This window comes from Pantoea sp. E956-1 (assembly GCF_982223955.1).
This window is the reverse complement of record NZ_CEUYZP010000139.1, coordinates 1-255: the sequence shown is the minus strand read 5'-3', so window position 1 is coordinate 255 and position 255 is coordinate 1. Positions and strand designations below refer to the sequence as shown.

Annotated in this window: 1 pseudogene; it reads left to right on the top strand. The window is 67.5% G+C overall.

Features of this window, described 5'->3' with window-relative positions:
- Positions 1-255 (top strand): annotated as a pseudogene (locus AC0T7J_RS25655) (type VI secretion system Vgr family protein); the annotation flags it as partial.

Sequence of the window (255 nt, the reverse complement as noted above, 5' to 3'; positions counted from 1 at the left end):
ACGCCTACGCCAGCGGCGATACCGGCGACAGCCGTCACAACATCCACTTCACGGTGCTGCCGTCGTCGGTGACCTACCGCACGCCGCCCGAAACGGCGTGGCCGAAAACGCACGGCCCGCAGACCGCAAAGGTGGTGGGGCCTAAAGGCGAGTCGATCTGGACCGACCGCTACGGGCGGGTGAAGGTGAAGTTTCACTGGGACCGGCTGGCGAAGGGCGACGACACCAGCTCCTGCTGGGTGCGCGTCTCCAGCG